We start from the raw sequence: 22,531 nt of genomic DNA on the forward strand, positions 1-22,531 counted from the left end.
AGTGCATACCTGCGTATTTCCACCAATTCAAATTCTTTATAAAAATAAAAGGGGAAATAGGAGGCCACGATAAATCCTGTTCCATAAATAAGCATTTTTTGCGGGGGAATAGGCAGGGCGTGTTTGGGATCGGGAAAAAATGCGATTGTAATGTTGTGGAGTAATAATAGTGATATAAGTAAGATGTACCAACCCCTGAGCTTATCCTCTGGGCGGTAAAAGTATCTGGCAAGTAGCCATATCAGCATCATTATCTCCAGCACGATAAAGACAAGGGTTAAAATGTGTGTTTGGGGAGCGAATACCATAATCCTTATCATTTATCTGCTATACGTTTCAGAAAATACAGGCTATGGCCGAAATCCCGCGTAGAGTAAAGCCGGAAACCAAAGCGCTCATACCAGGGCAGGTGTGGAAATTCCGTTGTTTCTAGGTACACAGGCAGTTTTTTTCTGCATCGCCAATATTCACATCCTGCAAGAGCCTGCTGCCGTTTCCCTGTCGCTGGAAACGCGGGGAAACGCCGAGCAACCAGACATGTGCTATTGTTGATTTACCCAGTCTGGTTTTGATTATATGCCTGTACTTCATGACCCTTATGCAATTCGCCAGACTGGTGGCATGCCAGATTAGTTGGATATCCAGCGATATTGTGGTTAAGGTACGCCTTTCCTGATGGGGATATGACCAGGGCACAGGCCCTGTGGTCCTCAGATAAAAATACATCCCCCTGCAAATGGCATTTGTAGAATGCATATTGCATTAACGCGCTAATGCGCCTGATTCTTTTCTTATCTTTTGGGATCAGGTAATTTACAATATCGTTATCTTCAAATGAACGTGTCAGTAGTCCCGCTACCAAATCACAGTCCTCGTATGTCGCTTGTATCATAACCGCTATGGCTTACAGCCTTTTCTCAATCTCCGTCTGATCTGAGAGTGTGTCTATAGCCTTAAAATTCATTTTAATAGATGATGTAGCAGTTATGCGATAGGCGATGCGTATTAATTTAGAAAATCTTGTTTAATTGATCCCATATGAATTTATTATACCTGCCGTTACCCCTATCAAAAGCAATGCGATTGTGAGCAAGATCCCGCCCCTGCTGAGTACAAATCGATTAAAAGGCTCGTTGAATGAGCTGTTGTTAAAAAAACTACCCGAAGCTGTCCATTGATCAATAAATCTAACCTTGTAAAACTTTCGGTCAAACCAGTTTGCCAGTACAAAAACGGCTAAATTTAATAATGATAGAATTAATATAATCATGGCTATTGTTTCCTGTTGAACTGAAACAAGGCAGACAACTCCGCTGCCTTGTCAAAAAGAAATAAAAAACAGTTGAAAATTCTTCCGAAAACCTATTGTTTTGCTTACTGTTGTTTCAGAACTTCTCCAGTGAGATCGCAGAGGCAAAGCCATTATAGTTATCAAGGCCTGTATTCCACTGCTTATCCGCCGAATAATACCCCTCAAAGAAATCCACGTAATCATTACTGTTTGCTGTAAGAATAGCGCCGATGATACCGGCAAGTTCCAGGGATGCTTTAGCAATTGTACTGATTGTCGCAGCAGGCGCACCCGTCAGAGCGATTAAAGATAACAGGTCATTTATTTCTGACTTTTTGATTGAATCTGCAACCTGAGTTAATACCTCCCCGAAATCCCGTGACTTTTTATCAGATTCCCAGATCTGTATGCGCACACCCAAGCCTCCTTTTACCAGGCGCTTAGGAAATAGGTTTATGCCCTCTCCGATAAATTCACGCAGGACACCGCTTTTCATTGGAATGATTACGTCCTCTGTATTTACATCTTTACCAGGATACTGGTAAACCGGCTCCCCGCTGAGATCCCATGCCCAGGCCACAAAATAAATTTCGTTGTTGCTGTCAAAAAGTCCTCCCAAAATACCATCAAAGTCTTTTTCCAGTAGCAGGCTTTTGATCCCAAGCCCTCGCTCTTCGGTTGAAGTTGCGAACTCAAATGCTGTAGGTTCCACAGCTCTTGTCATTTCCCGGATTTCTGAAATTTTGTTCATTTTAGTCCAGGAGATATCTTCCTCAAGCTTTAAGGATGCTCTTGCCTCTACTGCGAAGTCGTCAATTGATCCTGCTCTAATTAATGCCATAGTTTCTTGTTTTAAATTTATATTAATACTGTTTTAAGTACCATAGGTAAGTTGGATGTTTTCAGCTAGCAGGGCATAAATGGGGTGTTTTGTCCGTATTTCCCTTTTCAGCTCTTTTAACTTTTTCGCCAGGAATTGAGTTTTAACCTGACTATACAAGATCTCGTATTCTGTTACCAATTGCTCCAGACCAGCCAGTGCGTTTATATAGTCGCTGTACATATGCTCCAGTTCTTTTCTATAATCTCCGGCTAGCTGGATGCATTGCTCGCTTTCCATGTCTTTATCTAGCAGATTCATCAATTGAGCCAGTGCATTTTTCAGCTGTTCATGTCTGCCTTTATTAATACCCTGCATAGGCCTTTCTGGTCATAATCGTACTATTTGAATTGTTTACTATTGTCATTTTATCAATATCGACTGCATAACTCCACGTTCATCGTGGCCTGAAATGAGGGAATTACTTATTCAGCAGAATAATCCAGTCCACTTTTTTTAGAAAGATCTGGCAGATGACTGGCTTCCACATTTGCCATTCTTTGTAGACAGAACTGATCAGCCGTGCTGTTTCTTCATCGTTAGGAATCTTCATATGCTGCTGGTTATTGTTCCAATGATCATGCGGGCAATGTTATAAGTTCCACCATCTCCCTATCAAAAGAAAATCCGGCAAGTAATCGGCGCTCGCCGGGTCACCAAGACAGGGTTTTATAATAGTCGCGTTCTCGTCCTTTCGTATGGATTCCGCATGAAATGTTGCCAGCCCAATACGTTTATACATTGTCAGAATTTACTGAAAATATTCGGAAAGGTCCTGGCTTCTTCCCCATACCACATTAAAGTAATCGCTATAATTAGGGGGAAAGCTATTAAAGCCCTGAGCTTCGTCTTGCAATAAAATTAATTTTGAGCTGCCGGCTTTAAAATAATATGGATCCATAAAGCTACCGAAACTCATTTGCCCAAGCCTACCCTCATTCAACGCCACGTTACCGCCCGTTAGGTCAAAGTCTTTGTAAGGAAGTTCCGTGCTTCCCTTTTTATAGATGTCGTATGTATAGTACAGACCATTGGGCAGCGGCGGAAGTTCGAAGGTAACAAACTTGCCGTCAGTAGGGACTGTGATTCGTATCTCAGGATCTGGCCTAACAACGTCGCTACCGTCTGTCATAAAAAACACGATATCCACCTCTGCTTGCCCGGTGAACATTGGGACTGACCCTGCTGCGGTATATAAACTGCTGAATGTTGCAGTCACAGACATGTTGTTCGGGTTTTTAGGAGGTGTCAATGTGGGAATCTGGTCAAATATTGATGTACCGTCAAAGAAAAAACTCAAACGCTGCTCATCCGTAGTCGCGTCGATATTTCGCTTGGCTAAAACGTTGGTTTCGCCTTTCAGCCTTACCTGCAGTTCCTTTTTATCCCCCTCATTAAGATAGATTTGATAAGATTGGTCAATGGCCATGCTTCCTTCTCCCAGTATCTTCCCGTCCATTACAAATTCCAATTCTCCGGAGGTTGCATAACCTTTTATCCGTAGATTTACAAGTCGATCGTATATTTTTCCACCTTCATAAATTAGCGTTTGATTATACGGCGATGGCTTAACTTTTCGGGTAGCAATAACATTTGCAGACCCTTTTTCTCTTATCTGTATCTCATCATCCTGTCCAGTTATTGGCAGCTGGACAGTTTGGACAAAACCGGCGTTATTTGCTGGTTGGGTAAGGATTATCTTACCATTGTATAGAAATTCAATCTCTGTAGCGGTGCTTCCGTTGATCTGCAATTTGACCACTTTAGTGGCGTCCGCTATTAATGGTTCCTGTTTTTTGCACGCGGTCATGAACAATGCTAAGCAGGCAATATATAGAAAAGTAAAAGTGTTTAATTTCATGTAAAGTTCGATATTCTTGTCTTTTGAAAAACCATGATACAGGCCAATCGGTCTGTATCATGGTGTTAATAATTAATGTAAAATGAATTTATTAAATCACCGGATAAACATATCTTACCCAGGCAGGGGCAAAATTCGGATTGAAACCAGGTGTATTAAAGAACGGCTGCGTCATACCATAATTCGAAGCAGTAGCAGCCACATTTAATGTATTTCCAGATACATTTACAAAGTTTCCTGTAGTAGTGCTGGTAAATCCGTGAATAAAGCTGTTAGTAGCTGTCGCAACTTCAGTACCGGCGTTAGCCTCTACTCTCAGCCCTATATTAAAACCAGTAACTCTTGAACCGGTTAGGGTCAGGGCAGCTCCCCTGCGAACATGGATTCCGTTTTCAAATGCGGTAGATGTCGCCCTGCTGCCTATGATCCTTACATTATTGAAGGTTGGGTTTGTGCGTGGTGTAGCCGCGAAATTAGTAGCATTATTATCAATTTCCGATCCGTTAGAATCACTTACTCCACCACTTCCGCTATGGGTAGAGGCAGTATTCAGAATTACATAACTATTAGAGATAGTTCCGGTATAGCCCTGGTCAAAATCTAAACCGTCATCATCCACTGAGAAAGCAAGTAAGCCAGAAGCGTTTACCGTTCCACCAAAGAATTCAAAGCCATCATCCAGTCCCCAGGCAACTTCAACGTTGCTAACTGAAGTTCCGGTTCCAACACCACCCAAAGTAAGACCATTTACTTCAATGTCCGTGTCTAATTTAAACCCTGCATATTCAATACGAACAAAGTTAAAGTTTCCGCGGTTATCGGCAGCGTCTGCTCCACCGTATGAGAACTGTGGAAGAGCTGGCAGACCTTCTATCTGATCTGTACCGCCAGTTTCGTTAATCGGCGCATCACCCAAAATAATGACACCTCCAAAATCACCTGGGGCCGGGGCTTGACCAGCAATGCCATCGAGTTCATAGCGACTGGTAAATACAATCGGGTTGCTTGCTGTTCCATTAGCATGGATTTCTCCGTCTTTGGCAATCACAAGAACGCCATTTGCAGGAGGATTAGTACCAGTAGGGTTCACGGTTGATTTGATATAAGTCCCTGCAGGGATAGTAAGCGACCCGCCACTTCTAACTGTTACCACACCGCTGATTTCATAGATGTTCGCCGCGCTCCAGTTAACGGCAGTTGTGATATCACCGCTAACGGTAACAACAGGCCTTGACGTGATAGACGCACCATAGTCCGCTGAGGTGCTGCGGTTATCAAAGCTATCAGGACCAGCATTTTGATCCTTTTTACATGAACTGAATGAGACAGCCGCGAACGCACATAGCGCTAATGCAGTTGTTTTTATGTTTACTTTGTTAAGCATAATTTTTTAGTTTTTGGCAGGATTTATTTTTATTCCTGCTGGTTTCTTGTTTTAATTATAAATTCTTACAGTTCCGACCTAATAATTCTATGCATTTTGTCCAATCCGTTTTATTGTTGTTTTTCATGGAAAATGTAATAGGGAATCATCATAATCCGGGATGTATTTGTTATCTTCGCAGGATTTGTAAATAAATCCGCAAAGATGGCCATATATAAACCCTTGGCTTATAACAGGGATTTCTAATGATATACTTTCAGGGGTGTCCTGACTGTGCCGATTGCCGCGAAGCTATATCGGTTTTAAACGAGGGGCTATGATATGGCCCTTCGTTTTTCACCTTAAAGGCATAGCAGGATTCACTTTCGTTTCTCCTTTCTTTTAAAAATTGTTTAACTTCTATTGCTACATTCATTATGTATTCGTTTAAAAATTCCAGGTCAGGGTTGTGCTATATGTGCGTCCGAATTTCTGGCTGAACATAATCCGGTCCCCTTCCTCATATTTATTGGTGAAACCCGGTTTCAAACGCTGCGCATCGCTGACATCAGAAGTTCCAGGGATGAAATCCGGGTTGGGTTCATAACTTGCGGTATTGCGGTAAAATGTGGATGCCGCATTTAGCAGGTTACCTGCGTTAATCCTGATCTCGAACTTGTTTTTCAGGAACCGGTAACTGATCTGGGCATCGACCTGCTCCCGTGGCCTTTCGTACTCTACAAGGTCCGCTGCTTCTCCTACCAGATAAGTCTTAAAACCTGATTTATTATACATCACATTAAAACCGAAGTGATTACCAGTGTATTGGAGCCCCGCATTGACCAGGTAAGGTGTTTGTCCATACATAGGGCGGCTCTGTTTGCTGGTGACATCTAAAGGTGGGCCAGCAGGATCTGGATTCGAAATCAGATAGGTACTGCGAACCTCTGATTTTTGCAGCGTCAGGTTTCCATAGGCAGTCATGTTGCTGAAAATTGCATTATCCGAGAGAAAGCCAAAGTTCTTGCGGAGTTCAAATTCCAATCCATACACCTTAGCCCAGTCTGCGCTTTTTAAGTAATAGGCAGTTGTATTGCCCTGCGGAGAAAGTACGGTTTCGGTCGGCTTATCAAATTTCTTATAGAAACCACCTACTGATAGTATCTCCCCTAAACCGGGAAACCATTCTGTTTTAAAATCCAAACTGTTGATCCGGGTACTGTATAAGCCCTGATTACCAAACTGGCCACCCAAAATTGGACTAAATCTCCAAAACTGGCTGTTATCCATGAGTTCCGGGCGGACTACGCTACTGGAAAAGGCCGCCCTGATATTGAGTGATGAAAGCGGGCTATAGGTTAAATTGGCTGAAGGCAACCATTGCCAGCGGGGATCAGGTTTTATGCTAAATACATCAATGCGGTTATTATTTCCGTTTTTGCCCGGTGTATACTTATAATATTCGCCCCGGACTCCCCATACCAGGCGCAATTTTTCCATCAACCTGTTGTCGAACATGATGAACCCTGCATGGGTCTGGCTTTTCCCGTCGAAGCTATCCCTATAATTGCCCGGTATGGAATATTGGAAACGCTCAGGCCCCATATTTTCCGGTTTGACTATTTCCGCAATTGGAATATACCTCATACTATCAGGTAGTGATGTTGATCTAGTTAAGGCAGCAATCGCCCAGTCAAAATTCGCCTTTTTCTGATTGCCAAAATAACCAACTTTGACACTGCTGCGGATCTCCCCAATTGTAAAAGGTAATGTTGCGGCCAGATCCCATGAATAGTGCTGTTCCTTGTTTTGGTAATGGTGGCGCGAGAGCGGGTTTATTCTTGGCTCGCTATTATTGGCAGGGACATAGTAGTACAAGTATTCGGCCCCAATTCGCTCAGGAATGCTCTCGGCAATAATCAAGTCTTTCTCCTGTCTGCTCACCGACGTCCTGGCTGCGTCCCATTCGATTTTTACTTTTCCCAACTGGTGCTGTCCGCTGAGCTTGTTTTGCAACAGGTCTGTATAGGTAGGATCATCTGTTTCTTGAATACGAGTTGGCGGCAAAGTAGTATCTTCATTGGCAGTGGAATAGCCGGTAATACGGTAAAGGGTGTTGTCATAAAGATGAGTGTAGGTATTGCGGAAACTAAAACGGTTCTTGCCCAGTTGCAAACCTACATTAAGCAGCCCGCCCAAGGTCGTATTAAAACCATAGGCATTCCCCGTATTTGTAGACCTCTGGTACCAATCCCCCCTGGTCTGCTCATTAATTATGTTATTACTTTGCGTATTCCGATAGCTTAAAGAGCCAGTAAAACCCAGCTTGTTATCATTGGTCGTGTCGATTGATATTAGTCTGCCAATGGAAAACTGATAGTTCTGCGAAGGAGCGGCCTTATTTTTATAAACCGTAAAATTATCTTTGGTAAATCTTTTGCTCTGCTCGGTTATTTGTTCCGGAGTAAGGCCGTCTGTTGATACTAAATCTTTGGGATAATCCCTCGTTCCATCGTCAAAACCCAAATAATCGTATTTACCGCGTTTATGGCTGATGAAGTCTTTACCCGTTGTCTGGTCATTATAAGAAGCCCCAGCAGAAAAGCTCATAAAATTCTCATTGGGAATATCTTTGGTGTTGATCTGGATCAGACCGCCCCCAAAGCTGGCATTCATGTCCGGGGTAACCGTTTTACTTACCACCACGTTATCGACCATATTGGATGGGATCAGGTCAAAGGAGAAGTTACGGCTCTGCGCTTCTGTGCTTGGTAATACTGTTCCATCCAGCATGGCCGAGTTGTACCTTTCTCCGATACCGCGGACCAGGACAAACTTATTGTCGATTGTATTTAGTCCGCTGATCCGCTTTAAGCTTTCACCGATATTTTTATCCGGTGTTCTTGCAATCTGCTCGGCACTGATACCGTTGCTGATCTCAGAGGCATTTTTCTGCTTCGCCAAGAGGCCGGCGGTAGAGGCTTTTTTATATCCTGCCGTAACCACCACTTCTTTTAATCCTTTGGTATCAGGATTCAGGGAAATTTCCAGCAGTGTATTTTTACCCTCTTTCACGACCACACCGGTTATACGCTGGGTCTGGAAAGACATGTAACTCACTTCTATTGTATATATGCCTGGATTTACACTTAATGTATAACTTCCATCGACAGCTGATTGCGTACCAGTTCTATTTTCAATCACCTTAATCGAAGCACCAGGTAAGTTCTCGCCTTTTTCATCTAAGATCTTACCGGAAATTTTCCCCGGTTTTACCGGATCAGGCAGCTTATATAAAATAATGGTATTTGCATCGGCATATCTAAAATCCACACGGGTGTTTGCTAAAACCTTCTTAAGGGCATCCTGAAAGTATGCATCTTTTAAATCCAGGCTAATTTTCTGGCCTGCATTAAAAATAGTCTTGTCATAGTTGATCACACAATCAGCTTTGGTTTGCAGCTCAGTGATCGCTTGCGGCAATGTCACAGAGGTTAGCTTCAGGCTGACTTTTTTTCCAGCTGCCTGACTTAGTTCCGCATAGGCTGATAGGGGGTGGAATAAAACAAGAGGCAATAGACATAATGCCGTCACCTCCTTAAATCTTTCAAGGAAAAAGTACTTTAGTATTTCGAAGTAAAAACCTATTTTCATAGATTCATTGCGTTTTTTAATTTTCACGAGTTAAAAACAATTTTTTTTATGGCCGCCCTGTTGACGCAGGGCGGTTTTTTTTGTTAATTATTTGTTTGATATGTTTTTTTTGCCAACCTTAATTTTTGCTGGCGCAGGTCCTTCAAGTAATTAATCGATCATTTACAGCCCTCCCCCCAAATGGTAATTAATGAATCCTTTGTTATTTTATAATGTATATTTCCTCCGCTCATCATCCGTATCTGTTCCATGACTTCCCTGATGCTTTTCTGATTAAATGTCGCGTTGAACTGGCGGCTATTCGCCAGGGAAGGAGACTTCAGATTAAACCGAACTTTATAGTATCTTTCCAGTTTGCCCATCATCGTCGCCAGATTATCGTCTTTGAAGATGAACCGGTTTGTTGTCCAGCTGTTTATGTCCTCAGTGTTTTCCGTACTGACTATATATCGCTGATCTTTGTTGTAGTAATCCAGCTTCATGCCCGGTGTCAGCAGAGACAATCTTTTTAATACACCTTTGTTAATTTCAGAAACACTCACCTTTCCCGTTCTTACCGCTACACTAAATATATTGTCAGAAGGGTAGGCGCTGATATTAAAGGATGTACCAAGAACTTGCGTCTGGATGCTGCCCGAATGAACAACAAAAGGACTAAATGTATCACGTTTTACTTCAAAAAACCCTTCCCCTTCCAAGCGGATATTACGATGACGGCCTTTAACAAAACGTGAAGGCCATTTCAGAGTAGAGGAGCCTCCCAGGTAGACAACTGTACTGTCCGAAAGGATGATCTTTAGTTTTTCCCCCTGCAGGGTAGTTCGGCTGAACATCTCGATAACCTCCAGCGGTTCAACCTGGTTTCCCTTGTAGCTGTACCAGCCAAGCGCAACTGAGCAAACCAGAACAATGGAGGCGGCATATTGTAACACCCGGAAACGCTGGCTTTTCTGCTGCCTTCTGATATCCGCTTTGGCCATTATCTCTTCGAACTCCTGATCTACCCTAGAAGAGTCTTCCCGTGTCGACGGTTCTTCCCCCCAGGCTTCCTGTATCAGGTCAGAAAACTGCCCGTCATCATTTTTTACACTATCCAGATAGTGAAGCAATGTTTCTTCCTGCTGAGGATCTGCTTTGCCTTCCAGGTAGAGTTTAAACAGTTTTCTTATTTCTTCGTTATTTTCCACTATTCATTATTGTATTTTACTCTATTAATGTCTTATATATGTAGTACGACTGAATCCGGTACTATACCCATCCCAAATTTTATTTTTTAATTAAATTTTGAATTTATTCATTTCGACCTTATATTTCTATTTTAAGAAGCTTTTGGTCAGCTCATATTTATTGTTTCTCCGTACCATCATGTATCTCTTATATATGTATGTATTAAGATTGAAACCGCTTGTATACCTATTCGCTTTTTGAAATAAATTATAATAGTCTCATTTTCAGTTAAATAAATTTTATTAGTTTTGTGTATTTACGCCAGTCGGAGTTGATCTATCTCGTATGGACCAGCAAGCTTAAGAGTAATCGAGTAGCAAGTAACATTTTCCTTTCAGGTTGTTAGACTTGTTGAATTCGGTAAAACCTGCAGGATAAGATATTGCTGAAAAATCTATTCTGATTATAAAATATTTAGGCATTCATCATACATGAAGATAAATACAGCTTGCTAAACTCAAGTGAATGATTCTAACACAAAATTAATTAGTGATTCAGCATGCCCAGAAAGATGAGATGATATATGAAAACGGAAATTATCCATAAGGGCAAATAAAATGATTCGAAAATCTTAAATTGATAAGAGGGGAGTTACAAATATTTGGGAAGGAGTGACTGTAATAGTAATACCCCCATTAGTGCGGTTTCAGGAGAAAGGCGTGTAAAATAGCTGCGAATATGACGGATTGATTTTGTGATCTGGTTATTTACTGTCTTTTTTGAAATGTGCATGTGCTCGGATATTTCCTTATGTGACCACCCGTTGTCCCGGCTTAACTGATAGATGATCTTTGCTTGTTTTGGCAAAGAATGAATAGCTATTGACGCAATTTCACCGCAATCCTTGAAATCTATGTAGTTGTCTGTTGAGGAACCAAAAGGTTCCACCTGAAACTCCCTTTGTATATAACGGGACTGACTTGCTTTACGTTTTAAGGAGTCTAGAAACCTGCTGCGAATCATAACGAACAATAAGGCTTCGGTTTTTTTAGCAGGATCTATTTTTTCTCTTCTTTCCCAAAGACTGACAAATATTTCCTGGGTCAGGTCTTTTGCCTCTTCCTTATCTTTCGAAAAGCGAAAAGCAAATCCCATTACCTTATTCCGGTTTCGGCGATAAAATTCATGATAAGCAGAGCTGTCTCCAGAGCGTACCAGCTCAAGTATTTGGTGATCAGTGCGGTTTTCTACATGTAGTTTCATAGGTGATGAGGTTAACAGTGGAAAGTTACCAGCCTAATGTTAACTAACCATTAAGTATTCAAGATTTCTTAGTTTGGTCTAACGATGGGTAATCACCATGCTCTTCTGAGCTGATAGCATGTGTGTATTTGTCAGCAGAATTCCTGCTGTTAAACTGCCTGGGCCTGCTGTTTTCAAACTGGATACGGAGCTTTTCACTTTGCCTGTAATGCTGGTGATTGCCGCTTTAACCAAGGGGTCGTTGGCTTCTCCAAAAGGAAGAAGTGGCAGGGAAGCAAATTCATTTACCGGAATATCGGGGATTATCCCGGCACTGTAATTTCCGTTACCAGAAGCATTGAACAGTTTATATATAATAGGGTGCATCTCCCACAGAACCTGTTTTGGGGTGCGCATATCGCTGATGAGGAAAGAAGCTTCATCTTTACCTATGGTTTTGTCTCCAATCAAGGTGACCTGCATATAAGGCTTAAGATTATTGATCATCACTTCGGCCGCTGAGGCCGTAGCTCCTGTACCGAGGATATAAACACGGCTCAGTCCGAGATTGCTTTCCAATAGGCTGTTGAAATTTACAGTTCGGTCAAATGTGGCTGTACTTCCCAAAGTCTCGTTTCTAACGCCACCGTTCTTATTTCCCTTGTAGGTAATGAACTGACTGGCAAAAGAGATGCCGGGCGCGATCATTGCGCAAAGACCTGCAGCCTCAGACACCTGTCCACCTGAATTATAACGCAAGTCAAGTACCAGATCGGAAATGCCATTACTTTTAAAATTTGCAAAAACATTTTTGAGGGAACTGGCCAGGCCAGGGTTAAAGCTATGAAAACTAAGGTAGCCAATTTTTTTACCCTCACTTTCTATGATGCGGCTAGTTTCTCGCTGATCCAGGATTACGCCGATGCCTACTTCAACTGAACGAGTGTCTGACCAGGAATTTCCAACTTGTTCAGCGAGCCCAAGGGTAACATTATCCGCCGATAGCAATTCGGTTTGTAATGCGGCCGCGTTTGTTTCAGTCAGTTGTTTTCCATTGATTTTACGGATATAATCACCTCTTTTTAATCCATTCCTGGATGCAGGCGAATCACTAAAAACTAAGGTTACAATTCCGATAACCTCACCGGTATTCAGTTCTTTAATGGCGCTATAGTCAAATCCATATTTGCCCTTCGCGTTTGGCGTGTAAGACGTGGGGTCATTTGGCAATATCATATAGGAGAACCGGTCCGAACCATTGCGAACAGCGTTCAAAAAATCTTTTGGCGCAATGCTGAAGTTAGGCATTGCCGGAAGCGATTCGTTCCAGTAATAATAGCGTTTCAGGCTGTCTAATATCCAAGTATTTATGTTTTCATTAGTGCCAATCGGATAATCAGGCTTGTTATTTTTATCTTTCTTGCAAGAAACCTGAGTAATTGCCAAGCAGAGAACAAGGCACATCCAATTCAGGCAGCTCCTTTTGGCAATGTGTAATTTCCTTCCCATAATGGTTTCAATTAGGTTTATACCTATAAAAGTAATACACTACTGTTAACAAATGATTAAGTTTTCCCTCTATATAATCTCATGAAAATTCGATAATCGAATAATGATGCGAGTTTGGCCGCTTAAAGCAAAGGAGTAGTTACATGGACATCCCCTGGTCGGGCGCTTCCTGAGTAGCATTGTTGGTCAAACTGAGCATAGCAAGAATGACGAATTCATTTTTGTCCGTGATTCGAACATTCTTAAAAGACTGGATATAAATGATATTCTGTATCTGGAAGCAAAAGGAGATCATGTCAAATTTTATCTGTCAGATAAAATTTACTCCATTCATTCTACATTGACATCTATAGAACAAAAACTTTCACCGGATATCTTCTTTCGCGTGCACCGGTCTTTTATTGTTAACATCAATAAAATAAATACGATCGAAGGCGGGACCTTAATCATTGATCGCTATATGATCCCGGTATCTAACAGGTTCCGTGCTGCGTTGTTTAAACGACTACAGATTTCTTAAACCTATCATATGGTGTGGAGGATTTAGTTATTCTCCTTTCCTGTAAGTTCTGAGGTTTGGTGAAAATCCATTTTGAGCATTGTGGTAGAACGGATCTTTAACTGTCTTCAAAATCCTTCGACGCTTGCCTTGCCACTGGGTACATTTGGCGACCTGATTTTATTTGAAGATATGTTTCAGACACACGTAGAATAACGTTAATTTGTTATAGGGCTTTTTTATCCAGAAGAACCGAAAATTCGTTCAACGACAACAAACATTCATTCAACGGGGAGATTGTTCTTTCTACCGTTTCTAACTTTTATGAACTGGGCATTGGCTTTAATTTGCACTAATCTATAATGGATTTGAGATAAAATTTGTCGAGAAAGACTGTGATTTTAATGTAAACTATCATTATCGATAGCTGATTTATTGTGGTAATAAACTTCCAAGATTTACACAGAAATAATAGATGCTAGCCTTAACAAGCACAGAATTTCTGCGATCTATGTGAAATTGGCATCACTGAAAATATCAATGCAAAACCAGGGGAAGAGATTTGAGATCTGCCCTATATAGGATAGCAGTTGTATTTTGATGGACAAATATGCTGACTGATTTCACAAGGAAAGGTTTTAACGGGATCATTGTTAATGAACAGTAAGGTGTAGAGAAATGCAATATAATAGCAAGAGCTCGGCACTTGCGACCAAAATTATTTAAAAAAAGCTAACCAAACAAAATAAAAATAGTTCTATGAAACGCAGAAACTTTGTGCAAAACTCTGTAATGGCAGGTGCATCATTATTAACAACCGGGCTTTTAAAATCAGATTCCGCAACTGCCGGGACTACCACGCCTAATAACGGGAAAACCTTTCATTTAAATTATGGCATTCATCACGGTATGTTTAAAAACCATGCTGGTGAGGATTTTATTGATCAGATCAAGTTTGCTTATGATCAGGGTTTCCGGAGTATTGAAGATAACTGGATGGCCGGCCGGCCGGTTGACCAACAGAAGAAGATTGGCGATACACTTGCAAAACTGGGTATGACCATGGGCGTTTTCCTACAACCTGGTCTGGGTAACGATTCCAATCTATTGGCATCGGGAAAAGCCGAATATCTCGATAAATTCATTGCGAGCTGTAAGCAGGCGGTTGAGGTGGCTAAAAGGGTCAATGGAAAACTGTTTACCGTTGTTCCTGGTGATTTTGTTCGTAATCTGCCTATAGGTGTTCAAACGGGCAACGTAATTGAAGCGGTTAGAAAAGGAACAGCTATTATTGAACCTCATGGCCTAATAATGGTGCTAGAGCCACTTAGCGATAACCCCGACCTCTTCCTGCGCACGCCTGATCAAGCTTATGCTATTTGCAAAGCAGTAGCTAATCCTTCCTGCAAGCTTTTGTATGATATGTACCACGTACAGCGCAACCAAGGTAATATCATTGATACCTTGGACCGGGTCTATGATGAAATAGGCTATTATCAGATTGGTGACGTTCCTGGCCGCAAAGAACCTGGTACAGGGGAGATGAACTACAAAAATATACTCAAGCATATTTATGATAAGGGATATAAAGGTGTGATCGGTATGGAACATGATACAGCAGGTGGCGGCAAAGAGGGCGAGCTAGCATTAATTGAAGCATACCGCGAAGCCGATAGTTTTATTTAGACACCGTTCTTGATTTAAATGATCTTTAATTACACTGAAATTATCCCTGGGCGGAAAAGTGATGATGGTAATGTACTGCAGATGTCATTAATCTGGCAAGTACGTAATAAGAAATTTGACAAATTGAATCTGGATAACTTCAGTATTGAATAAATTTTATATTTTACCTGCTGTCTCCGATAGGGTGGGCAGGGACTTCTGGCTGATACGATTGCTTTTATATTAAGTCAGGTATGGAGTCGATATTTTTAAATTAATCAAAATGAATAACAATAAAAGAAAACGTGTTTTATTAATAAATGGATTAATTACCTCGGTACCATTGTTGGTCGTATTAGGGGCATTTACCAATATTTCCGGCAAATACTCGTCGTATAATCAGTCTAAAATTGATACCCCACGAACTGAAGCACAAAAGCATTTGGCTAAGAATGGCTTGAAAGAGCTCGATGTAGCACCCGGGCTGAGGGTTGAAACGATGGCGACTGAACCAATGTTAATCAATCCTACCAACATTGACGTTGATGAAAAAGGAAGGGTTTGGGTGACAGAAGCCTATAACTATCGCTTTGAGATTAACCAAAATAAACCTAGAGAAGCAGGCGACCGGATAGTAATTTTAGAAGATAAGGATGGAGACGGCCGTTTAGAAACTAGTACAATATTTTATCAGGGGCCAGAGGTAAATGCACCTTTAGGTGTATGTGTATTAGGCAATAGGGTATTGATATCGCAAAGCCCATATGTATGGGCTTTTTATGACGATAATAATGACGGTAAAGCCGACCGAAAAGAGATACTGTTTCAGGGGATTGGAGGTGTACAACATGATCATGGAATGCACAGTTTTTCATTTGGCCCGGATGGTAAACTATATTTTAATTTTGGAAACGCTGGTGAGACGCTCAGAGATAAAAATAATAAGGTAGTACTGGATCAGGATGGGGATGAGATAGGACCAAGAAAATACAAACAAGGAATGTTGTTCCGCTGTGACCCGGACGGCACACATGTGGAATGCCTCGGCTACAATTTCAGAAACGAATATGAATCGGCTGTAGATAGTTATGGCAATATATGGCAAAGTGATAATGACGATGACGGGAATAAAGGAGTACGGATCAACTATGTTATGGAATATGGGAATTATGGGTATACCGATGAAATGACTGGCGCTGGATGGATGACTAAGCGCACTAACATGGAGGATTCAATTCCTTTGCGCCACTGGCATCAAAATGACCCAGGAGTTATTCCGAACCTGTTACAGACAGGATCAGGCTCACCTTCCGGAATGGCGTTTTATGAAGGGACGTTATTACCAAGGCAATTTCAAAATGAGATGATTCACGCCGAACCGGGTCATAATGTTGTTCGGACATATCCTGTCCAGAAGGCGGGTGCCGGATTTAAAGCAAGTATCCTAAAGATGCTTGATGGCAAGCGGGATCAATGGTTCCGTCCGGCAGATGTTTGTGTAGCACCGGACGGTTCTCTAATTGTAGCCGACTGGTATGACCCTGGTGTTGGTGGACACCGGGTTGGAGATCTTCAGCGTGGCCGCATATATCGAGTAGTTCCAGAAAATATGGTGGCTACCTATAGGATACCCGAACAAGATTATACGACCCCGAAAGGGGCTGTAATTGCGCTGCAGAATCCAAATCTCGCTGTTCGCAGACATGCATTCACCGCCTTAACCGGTATGGGGGATTCAGCGATAGAAGAGCTGGAAAAGCTGTGGTCAACATCCCCTAATTCACGTATGCGCGCAAGGGCACTATGGGTGCTTTCAAAATCAACAGCCGCGGCAAAATACCTTTCCCAGGCAATTAAAAACCCCGATCCCGATTTGAGAATAACTGCGTTAAGAGCAGCAAGGGAAGTAGATATCGATGTGCTTAAATTTGCTGGAGCATTAGTAAATGATCCTGATGCACAGGTAAGACGAGACTGCGCGATTGCCTTGCGCCACCGAAAAGAACCAGAGGCCGCAACAATATGGGCAGCACTTGCCGCGAGCCATGATGGCAACGATAAATGGTATTTAGAGGCCTTGGGTATCGGTGCAGACAGGCAATGGAACCGATTCTTTACCGCCTACCTAAAAGCGGTACCGGATCCGTTATTGACGGCTGGAGGCAGAGATATTGTGTGGCGGGCACGTACGGATGCCGCGCTTCCATATCTGGTAACGCTGGCTAAAGATGCAAGTGTTCCGTTAAAATCTCGATTGAGATATCTCAGGGCTTTTGACTTTTACCCTGAAGCCGAGAAATCTAAAACCTTGGTCGGATTATTGGAGGAAAATAACGGTAAGGACTTGAAATTGAATGTGATGGTGTTGAAATCATTGAATCCTCAAGATATATCGACGTCAGCTATAGCTAAGGAACAGGTTAAAAAGGTTTTAGATTCATACACCGGGACACAGGATTTTGTTGATATGGTAAAACAGTATAATATCACTACAGAATCTGATAAATTGATGAATCTGGTAAAATCCAATGGTATTCAGAGTAAAGGAGGATACCAGACCGGAGGGATCGGAGCTGATGCGGCAAGGATACTGCTTAAAAATAAGGAAGATCTCCGCTTTCTCAATGTCATTAGAGATAAAGATCGGAAAAAAACGTCCAACGTTTTAGCGGTCCTTGGTTCGATAGGTAATAATGAATCAACAGCTATTCTCTCAAAGGTAATTTTGTCAAACCAATATCCTTTATCCACGCGCGAAAAAGCGGTACAGATGCTGGGTAAAAGTAAGAATGGGGAAGACCGCGTTCTGGAAATGCTAGAGGGTAAAAAGTTATCCCCGAGTTTGATTGCACCAGCTGTTGCTGGATTGAGCGGGACAACCAGAAAAGGTACATTGGAAAAAGCAAAGGCATTTTTGCCCAATACCAATACTACCAAAGCTGTTAAAACCAAGAGTTCGACCATTGATCTGAGTAGTATACTTGCTTTAAAAGGAAATACAGTAAAAGGTAAAATCGTTTTTCTCAGCTCCTGTGCGGTATGCCATAAAGCAGGTAAAGATGGTTTTGAATTTGGACCTAATTTATCTGAAATAGGTGCAAAGCTACCCAAAGAAGGGCTATTTGATGCGATTGCTAACCCTTCTGCAGGTATTAATTTTGGGTATGAGACCTCGCAGTTAGTCATGAAAGATGGGTCGACATTGATGGGGATTATTTCAAGCCGGACAGAAACAGATATCGAAGTGAGATACCCGGGAGGCGCAGTTCAGAAAATTAAGACTGCTGATGTGAAGCAAATTAAACAAGTACCAACATCTATGATGCCTGAGGGCTTACATCAAACAATTTCAAAGCAGGAATTAGCGGATTTACTTGCATTCCTTGCTTCTTTGAAAAAGAAAGGTTAATACGCAAAAATAGTTTGGATATTGAGGCGATATATGATAGCATATTGTTCCCGATGATATTTAAAAATATCCAAACTATTTTTATCTAATAATAAATCATGCGATCGATTGTTGATTATTTCCTCATCAATGTAAGTTTAATAGATTAAGATGTATGCTACTGAGTTCAAACCTGTCTTAAGGTATTTTAGAAGAAAAGAGGTTATTGATTTATATTCTAGATGCCTCAAAGCTTGCTTAAAGGTGCGCTTTATAGACCTTCATTTGTAGGTTGGTTAAGGTAGGCGTTCAAGGACTTTGCATCCTTCCTTTTCCCATTGATCCAATCGGTGGCAACAATCCATTTCTCGGGTTCACACGATCTTCCTGTAGTGATTTTGGATCTCTTTCCATCAACAGTAATTCGCATGTAAATGGTTAACAGGGCCATTTTGATAGTTTTTTGGCTTCTTCGGATAGAAGAGCAAGCTAAAATTGGTTTTCTTAATCACTCACCAGAATTATGCGAATTTATGCATGTTTTGTGGGGTGCCGGAAATGAAAAAAGCCTGAAATCTTATGATTTCAGGCTTTAGTTTTTTGTGCGGGGATCAAGGGAACCCATTGCAACACCTTAGTGGTATTTCTTGATTTTGAAGAGCACCCATTTGAGCGTTTGAAAGATTTTTATCCTTTTTTGCGCTTGAAACCACAACTTCCTGTAAATTATTTTTGCCTTCTGTGGCCTGTTCGAGTAGCCAGTCTATCCTAGCGTTCCTGTCCAATTGAACTTGCTGACGCTGTTCATCATAGCCGATATAACTGATGACCAAAGTGTAGTTTCCCTTGGGTAAAGACAGGGAATAAAACCCATATTCATTGCTGGCTGTTCCAACCGAAAGGTTTCCCTCAATTCTAACAGTCACACCAATCATCAATTCACCGTTCCTGCGGTCTTTTACGGTACCACTTACGGTATGATTTTGTTGTGCTATGCTATTGCCGCCTATGCATAACAGCGTTATCACTAGCAGGTAATTAAGCAAATTTTTAAGCATTGTCGTTCTGTTAATAAGTAAGGATTAAGCCTCTACCGAGACATTTTAAGAAGACGGATGTAAATCAGACGCAAGGATGGTGCTATGTATTGGATATTACTTTGATTATAAATCTCAAAAGCCGTAACGACATCTGATACATACCGCATTGTTGTTATTGCAGATCCTTCTAAATGGTTGCTTTCATCATCATCTGCTTAAACATTACATAGGGGTTTCGTTCCATTGCTGACCCCTGTCAATTACTGGTCGAACTTTCTTTACACGACAGGTTATCGAGGCGAGCAATTCGTCGGCTTTATCCTTACCATACCGTTCGCCGATTTTTTCTTTGATGAGTTCGAACTTTTCTCCGGAGCTAATGATCTCGGTAACTTCTGTGTGGATTCGTACACCATGATAATTCCTTGCCCTCTCGCCTGGTACGTACGCCATAAACACGACTTCTTTATTTTCCCTCATGTTATCCATTGTGACCGAAACAGGATCACTAATATGGAATACAATATCTCCACTTTCCATAATTCTGGGCGTGCCCATAATCGAGATATTAGGTGCTCCTTGTTTATTGGCCGTACATACCAGCTTATCATGATGATTGTTAAAAAAATCACTGAGGGGATCTAAGGTGTCTCCCTTTTTATTACCAGGTTCTTGCATAATTATAAATTTTATTAGATACATTTTGTATCTAATGCGAATGTGTAGCTTTTTTTAATAAGATGCAAATTGTATCTAATTTATTTTTAAATTTGTTTGAAATTTATATTATGGACGAACAAAAAAGTATAAGAAGGCGTGGGGATGAGTTGATGGAAAGCTTGTTTGATGCTACCTTCAAACTGATGAATGAGGTTAAGCATACCAATCTGACTTTTGGACAAATAGCGGAAGCTGCAAAAACCAGCCGGAGCGTTTTATACCGACGGTGGCCCACAACATTTGATTTGTTACAGGATATTTATACTTACAAGGCCAAAAAACTTTTTGACGGTGAGTTCCTTGACAAGTTGGAAGATACAGGAAGTTTGCGTGGAGATTTAAACCAGCTGCTTACCATTTGCCAAAGTGTTTATGATGAGATCGGTTCGGAAGTTATAATTAACTATTACTATATCAGACTGCAGGACAAAGACAATAGCAGAGAACCACAAGTCCATACTAAAGCTGTTAATAAATTTGTCGAAGCAATGAAAACGATTTTAGAAAATGCTAAATCAAGAGGTGAAAATATTAAGGTCACCAGCGGAGTCGCATTAATGCTGCCTTTTGATTTGATCCGTATTGAAAATTTAGTGCGGATGCAGGGCATTGACAGTAAACGTCTTGAAACACTTGTAGACGAAATATTGCTACCTGTTTTTAAAGAATGATATCAAGAATGCCGATGTTTTAGCTGTCGCTTACAAGGAAAAACAAACGCGGCGTTCACTGGCGCAAATAATCAGGTCTAAATAACTTTTTTGAGCTTAGGCAACTCCTCCGGCTTTGATAGATATTGTGCACCCCACTCATCCATTAATAATATCATTGGAAGCAGTGACTTACCAAGATCTGTAAGGAAGTATTCCACTTTTGGTGGCAGAACCGGGTACACTACTCGGTTGATTATACCGTGTTCTTCTAATTCTTTCAATTGTACAGTAAGAACCCTCCGACTTGCGAGTGGATTGAGCCGCTGAAGCTCACTCGGCCTTTTGGCGCCATTGTGTATGTTAAGGATTAGACAGGGTTTCCATTTTCCCCCAATAATTTCCATAGTCATACCCATTCCGCAGTCTAGGTTCTTTGGGATTTTTCGCTCGTACATGTCTCTGTATTATCACTAAGATCAAAGATAAGAAAAACGCACATAAAGGCGTATAGGGATAAAATTCACCCTATGCAATAATGAAGTGCGTACTTGTAGCCCCGATCATACAGCAATAACTTTGCTATAACAAAAAATAAAAAAAATGCACCACGATTCTAAAAAACTATTATTTCAAAAACTATTAACGATTGCCTTGTTATCAGGTTCGTTTATTACATCCTTTGCCCAGCGTACACCAAAATTGTTGAAACAACCTGGCTATTACCACATGGAAATTGGCGATATCGATATCATTGCATTATCTGATGGAACGATTCCCCAGGATCTTCCCAGGTTACTTACCAACATCAAACCAGGACAGGTAGAAAAGCTAACAGGTCTTAATTTTCAGGAACCTATTGTTGAAGCGTCTGTAAACGCTTATCTCTTTGAGTTGGCCGGCAAGCTGATTTTGGTAGATGCGGGAACTTCGGAATTATACGGTCCTTCGTTAGGTCACCTTCCAGCCAGTTTAGCAAGAGCAGGTTATAAACCTGAGGATGTTAATGCAGTCCTGATTACACACATCCATACCGATCATACCGGTGGATTGATGGATGGAGATCGAAGAGTATTTCCTAATGCGGCAGTATACGTGAGCAAACAGGAATATGATTTTTGGCTCACCCCAGAGAATTATACCAAAGCTTCTAAGGAAATGAAGCCTTACTTCGAACAGGCAATACTGAAGATGATGCCCTACATTAAGGCGGGTAAAGTGAAGACTTTTACCTATGGCAACGAGATCTTTCCAGGAGTACTTCCGGTAGCAAGTCCCGGACATACGCCGGGACATAGCTTCTACCAGGTAAGTAGTAAGGGTGAAAAGATTATGTTCTGGGGAGATATCCTGCACTCTGCGGCAGTCCAGTTTTCAGATCCCGATGTTACGATTGTCTATGACGTTGATCCCAAAGCCGCTGCCAGGGCTCGAAAACAAGCCTTTTCTGAAGCTGCAAAAGGAAAATATTGGATTGCAGCAGATCATCTTTCATTTCCCGGGATCGGACATATTCGCCCGAATGGAAAAGGCTATTCCTGGTTTCCTGTGAATTATACCAGTACCGGTGTAGGCCAATAATTGTTTTCATCTTCAAATAGA

At 41.4% G+C, this 22,531-nt stretch carries 18 protein-coding genes; 5 read left to right on the top strand and 13 right to left on the bottom strand.

Translation table 11 applies throughout. The annotated features are described in order from the left end of the window. Positions 1-553: 553 nt before the first annotated feature. The 9 genes from EYS08_RS03545 to EYS08_RS03585 all read right to left on the bottom strand — a co-directional run bounded on the left by EYS08_RS03545 (position 554) and on the right by EYS08_RS03585 (position 12,967). Positions 554-892, bottom strand: coding sequence for a hypothetical protein (locus EYS08_RS03545; RefSeq protein WP_131028471.1), 339 nt, complete (start codon positions 890-892; stop codon positions 554-556). Between the two features lie 493 nt (positions 893-1,385). Continuing rightward, positions 1,386-2,132 carry a hypothetical protein gene (locus tag EYS08_RS03550; protein ID WP_131028472.1) on the bottom strand — a complete coding sequence of 249 codons (747 nt, stop codon included), beginning with the start codon at positions 2,130-2,132 and terminating at the stop codon, positions 1,386-1,388. A 33-nt stretch (positions 2,133-2,165) separates the two neighbouring features. Further along, a complete protein-coding gene (locus EYS08_RS03555; protein WP_131028473.1) occupies positions 2,166-2,489 on the bottom strand; it encodes a hypothetical protein in 324 nt (107 codons plus the stop codon). Positions 2,490-2,922: 433 nt separating this feature from the next. After that, positions 2,923-4,032: a hypothetical protein gene (locus EYS08_RS03560; protein ID WP_131028474.1), complete on the bottom strand. Its 1,110-nt coding sequence runs from the start codon at positions 4,030-4,032 to the stop codon at positions 2,923-2,925. A 91-nt stretch (positions 4,033-4,123) separates the two neighbouring features. Then, entirely contained in the window at positions 4,124-5,416 is a 1,293-nt protein-coding gene (locus tag EYS08_RS03565; protein ID WP_131028475.1) for an autotransporter outer membrane beta-barrel domain-containing protein, read from the bottom strand. A 426-nt stretch (positions 5,417-5,842) separates the two neighbouring features. Then, positions 5,843-8,878 (bottom strand): TonB-dependent receptor, encoded by a 3,036-nt coding sequence (locus tag EYS08_RS03570; RefSeq protein WP_165456358.1) that lies wholly within the window; start codon positions 8,876-8,878, stop codon positions 5,843-5,845. 329 nt (positions 8,879-9,207) lie between these two features. Beyond that, positions 9,208-10,236 carry a FecR family protein gene (locus EYS08_RS03575; protein ID WP_131028477.1) on the bottom strand — a complete coding sequence of 343 codons (1,029 nt, stop codon included), beginning with the start codon at positions 10,234-10,236 and terminating at the stop codon, positions 9,208-9,210. Positions 10,237-10,867: 631 nt separating this feature from the next. Beyond that, entirely contained in the window at positions 10,868-11,479 is a 612-nt protein-coding gene (locus EYS08_RS03580; protein ID WP_131028478.1) for an RNA polymerase sigma-70 factor, read from the bottom strand. 78 nt (positions 11,480-11,557) lie between these two features. Continuing rightward, positions 11,558-12,967: a S41 family peptidase gene (locus EYS08_RS03585; protein ID WP_131028479.1), complete on the bottom strand. Its 1,410-nt coding sequence runs from the start codon at positions 12,965-12,967 to the stop codon at positions 11,558-11,560. A 256-nt stretch (positions 12,968-13,223) separates the two neighbouring features. Between EYS08_RS03585 and EYS08_RS26260 the strand changes: the two genes are divergently transcribed. The 3 genes from EYS08_RS26260 to EYS08_RS03600 all read left to right on the top strand — a co-directional run bounded on the left by EYS08_RS26260 (position 13,224) and on the right by EYS08_RS03600 (position 18,540). Beyond that, positions 13,224-13,487: a LytR/AlgR family response regulator transcription factor gene (locus tag EYS08_RS26260; protein WP_262711708.1), complete on the top strand. Its 264-nt coding sequence runs from the start codon at positions 13,224-13,226 to the stop codon at positions 13,485-13,487. Positions 13,488-14,225: 738 nt separating this feature from the next. Next, positions 14,226-15,152 (top strand): hydroxypyruvate isomerase family protein, encoded by a 927-nt coding sequence (locus EYS08_RS03595; RefSeq protein ID WP_131028480.1) that lies wholly within the window; start codon positions 14,226-14,228, stop codon positions 15,150-15,152. Positions 15,153-15,414: 262 nt separating this feature from the next. Then, positions 15,415-18,540 (top strand): PVC-type heme-binding CxxCH protein, encoded by a 3,126-nt coding sequence (locus EYS08_RS03600; protein WP_131028481.1) that lies wholly within the window; start codon positions 15,415-15,417, stop codon positions 18,538-18,540. Between the two features lie 250 nt (positions 18,541-18,790). Here the strand turns inward: EYS08_RS03600 and EYS08_RS26580 are convergent, their stop codons facing one another. The 3 genes from EYS08_RS26580 to EYS08_RS03615 all read right to left on the bottom strand — a co-directional run bounded on the left by EYS08_RS26580 (position 18,791) and on the right by EYS08_RS03615 (position 20,261). Beyond that, positions 18,791-18,970, bottom strand: a complete 180-nt coding sequence (locus EYS08_RS26580; protein ID WP_131028482.1) for an Arm DNA-binding domain-containing protein — start codon at positions 18,968-18,970, stop codon at positions 18,791-18,793. A gap of 160 nt (positions 18,971-19,130) precedes the next feature. Further along, on the bottom strand, positions 19,131-19,577 hold the full coding sequence (locus tag EYS08_RS03610) for a carboxypeptidase-like regulatory domain-containing protein (RefSeq protein ID WP_131028483.1): 447 nt from the start codon (positions 19,575-19,577) through the stop codon (positions 19,131-19,133). Between the two features lie 204 nt (positions 19,578-19,781). Further along, positions 19,782-20,261: a pyridoxamine 5'-phosphate oxidase family protein gene (locus EYS08_RS03615; protein ID WP_131028484.1), complete on the bottom strand. Its 480-nt coding sequence runs from the start codon at positions 20,259-20,261 to the stop codon at positions 19,782-19,784. A 38-nt stretch (positions 20,262-20,299) separates the two neighbouring features. Here EYS08_RS03615 and EYS08_RS03620 point away from each other — a divergent pair, with 38 nt between their 5' ends. Further along, positions 20,300-20,950 carry a TetR/AcrR family transcriptional regulator gene (locus EYS08_RS03620; RefSeq protein WP_208745779.1) on the top strand — a complete coding sequence of 217 codons (651 nt, stop codon included), beginning with the start codon at positions 20,300-20,302 and terminating at the stop codon, positions 20,948-20,950. Positions 20,951-21,027: 77 nt separating this feature from the next. Here the strand turns inward: EYS08_RS03620 and EYS08_RS03625 are convergent, their stop codons facing one another. Beyond that, the gene (locus tag EYS08_RS03625) at positions 21,028-21,387 is read right to left on the bottom strand and encodes a winged helix-turn-helix transcriptional regulator (RefSeq protein ID WP_131028485.1); all 360 of its coding nucleotides are present in this window, start codon (positions 21,385-21,387) and stop codon (positions 21,028-21,030) included. A 145-nt stretch (positions 21,388-21,532) separates the two neighbouring features. On the opposite strand from EYS08_RS03625, the gene EYS08_RS03630 reads away from it, so the two are divergent. Further along, the gene (locus EYS08_RS03630) at positions 21,533-22,510 is read left to right on the top strand and encodes an MBL fold metallo-hydrolase (protein WP_131028486.1); all 978 of its coding nucleotides are present in this window, start codon (positions 21,533-21,535) and stop codon (positions 22,508-22,510) included. The last annotated feature ends 21 nt before the right edge of the window (positions 22,511-22,531 follow it).

This window comes from Pedobacter kyonggii (assembly GCF_004310665.1).
Classification (GTDB): domain Bacteria; phylum Bacteroidota; class Bacteroidia; order Sphingobacteriales; family Sphingobacteriaceae; genus Pedobacter; species Pedobacter kyonggii.